This window comes from Nonomuraea lactucae (assembly GCF_003313395.1).
GTDB classification, from domain to species: Bacteria; Actinomycetota; Actinomycetes; order Streptosporangiales; family Streptosporangiaceae; genus Nonomuraea; species Nonomuraea lactucae.
Window position 1 is genome coordinate 1 of the sequence record NZ_QNFZ01000623.1, and the last position, 2,486, is coordinate 2,486.

General features: G+C 75.4%; 3 protein-coding genes. All 3 read left to right on the forward strand.

The genetic code is table 11. The features are described 5' to 3' along the window. Nucleotides 1-501: hypothetical protein (locus DQW85_RS24390; RefSeq protein WP_240197398.1), on the forward strand; the 501-nt coding region annotated here is incomplete at its 5' end. A gap of 75 nt (nt 502-576) precedes the next feature. Then, nucleotides 577-2,139 carry a CocE/NonD family hydrolase gene (locus DQW85_RS24395; RefSeq protein WP_205315371.1) on the forward strand — a complete coding sequence of 521 codons (1,563 nt, stop codon included), beginning with the start codon at nt 577-579 and terminating at the stop codon, nt 2,137-2,139. After that, nucleotides 2,121-2,486 (forward strand): helix-turn-helix transcriptional regulator (locus DQW85_RS24400; RefSeq protein WP_113702356.1); only part of this gene is annotated, 366 nt, incomplete at its 3' end. The genes DQW85_RS24395 and DQW85_RS24400, both read left to right, overlap by 19 nt.

The following is a 2,486-nucleotide window of genomic DNA, read 5'->3' on the forward strand; positions in this document are numbered from 1 at the left end:
CCGGCGGCCGTCGCGCTCGCCGCCAACGGCGCGCTCTGCGCGGTGATCGCGCTGCCGCTGATCCCCGCGGGCGCCCTGGCCGCCACGCCGGTCCCCGCGATCAACGAGGTGGCGCGCGAGTCGGTCGGCTGGCCCGAGTTCACCGCCGCGGTGCGCCGGGTCCTCGACGGGCTCCCGCCAGAGGATCGGGCGCGGGCGATCGTGCTGACCGGCTCGTACGGCGAGCACGGCGCGCTGGCGCGGGCGGGCGTCCCGCGCGTCTACAGCGGCCACAACCAGCTCCACGCCTACGGCCCGCCGCCCGAGACCGGCACCGTGGCGGTGGCCGTGAACATCGGCCCGCGCGCCATGGCCTTCCAGTACGGCGGCTGCGAGGAGAAGGCCCGGGTCACCAACGCCGCCGGCGTCGACAACGAGCTGCGAGGGATGCCGGTGTTCCTCTGCCGCGGCCTCAACCAGCCGTGGAGCGTCGCGTGGCCCCGCTACCTGCACTACAGCTGACCGTGCCGGGTCCCGGCCGGGGCGCCCCGCGCGTCCGGTCTATCGCATGCCCGGCGCATCTGTTACTGGTAGGTAATGCGACGCGTGCGGCTCCAGCGTGACCTCCCGGTTCCGATGCCCGACGGCGTGACGTTGCTGGCCGACCACTACGCGCCCGTGGGGGTGGCCGCGCCGCCGGTGGTCCTCGTCCGCTCACCGTACGGCCGGCGGGGACTGTTCGGCTGGCTGTACGGACGGGGGTTCGCCCGGCACGGACTCCAGGTGGTGATCCAGAGCTGCCGCGGCGGGTTCGGCTCCGGAGGGCTGCTCGACCCGCTGGCCGACGAGCACGACGACGGCCTGGCCACCGTGGCCTGGATGCGCCGCCAGCCGTGGTACGGGGGGTCGTTCGCGATGTTCGGGCCCTCCTACCTCGGCTACACGCAGTGGGCCATCGCCGCCGACGCCGGGCCCGACCTGAAGGCCATGGCCACGCAGATCACCGCCTCCCAGTTCAGGGACGCCGCTTACGTGGGCGGCGCGTTCGCGCTGGAGTCGGCGCTGAGCTGGACCACGCTGACCGACGTGATGTCGCGCCGTTTCGGCGGGACGGCGGTGCTGACGGCGCCCCGGCTGACCCGGAGGGCCGTGCTGTCGGGGCTGTCGGGGCGGCCGGTGGCCGAGCTGGACCTGGTGTCGGCGGGCCGCCCGCTCCCCTTCTACCGGGACCTGCTCACCCATCACGCCGACCCGGCGGTGCCGTACTGGGACAAACGCGACTTCTCGCCGAGGGTGGGCGAGGTGGAGGCCGCGGTCACGATGCTCGGCGGCTGGTACGACGTGTTCCTGCCGTGGCAGCTCAAGGACTACGAGGCGATGCGGGCGGCCGGGCGCCGCCCGTACCTGACGATCGGGCCGTGGTACCACGTGGACGCCCGGCACGGCCGGCCGGCGCTGGCCGAGGGGCTGGACTGGTTCCGCGCCCACCTGCTGGGCGACGCCTCCGCGCTGCGGGCCGCCCCGGTGCGGCTGTACGTGACGGGCGCCGAGGAGTGGCGCGACTACCCCGACTGGCCGGTGCCGGGCACGCGCCAGGGGCGCTGGCACCTCCAGCACGGGTTCGGGCTGGGCGTGGAGGCGCCGACCGAGGCCGGGCCGGACCGGTTCCGCTACCACCCCGCCCATCCCACGCCGGCCATCGGCGGGCCCGTGCTCCTGGCCGACTCCCGGCCGCGCGACCAGCGGCGCCTGGAGGCGCGGCGTGACGTGCTGGTCTACAGCTCGCCCCCGCTCCGCTCGGACGTGGAGATGATCGGCCCGGTCTCCGCCGAGGTGTTCGTCAGGTCCAGCACGCCCTGCCTGGACGTGGTCGTACGGGTGTGCGACGTGCACCCCGGCGGCAGGTCGCTGAACCTCAGCGAGGGCGTGCGGCGGCTGGGTCCCGAGACGCCGGGCGGTGTGCGGCGGGCGATGGTGGACCTGTGGCCGATCGGGCACCGGTTCAGGCGCGGCCATCGCATCCGGGTGCACGTGGCGGCCGGCGCCTACCCGACGATCGCCCGCAACCCGGGCACGATGGTGCCCGCCGACGTCGAGGTGCTCCACTCCCCCGACCACCCGTCCGCCGTGGTGATGCCGCTGTGCGCGCCGCGAGACTGATGTCGCTGGTGCTGCTGCTGCAGAACCGGGGCGGGATGACGGCGGCCGAGCTGGCCAGGGAACTCGAGGTGTCGGAGCGCACCGTCCACCGCGACGTGCTCGCCCTGTCGGAGTCGGGCATCCCGGTCTACGCCGACCGGGGGCGCCGCGGCGGCTACCGGCTGCTCGACGGCTACCGTACCCGGCTGACCGGGCTCGACCGGGCCGAGGCGGAGGCGCTGTTCCTGTCCGGGGTGCCGGCGGCGCTGCGGGAGATGGGGCTTGAGGAGGTCGCCGCCACGGCCCGGCTGAAGGCCGCCGCCGCGCTCTCCCCCGGCCTGCGCGACGCGCCCGCGACGGCCGCGCAG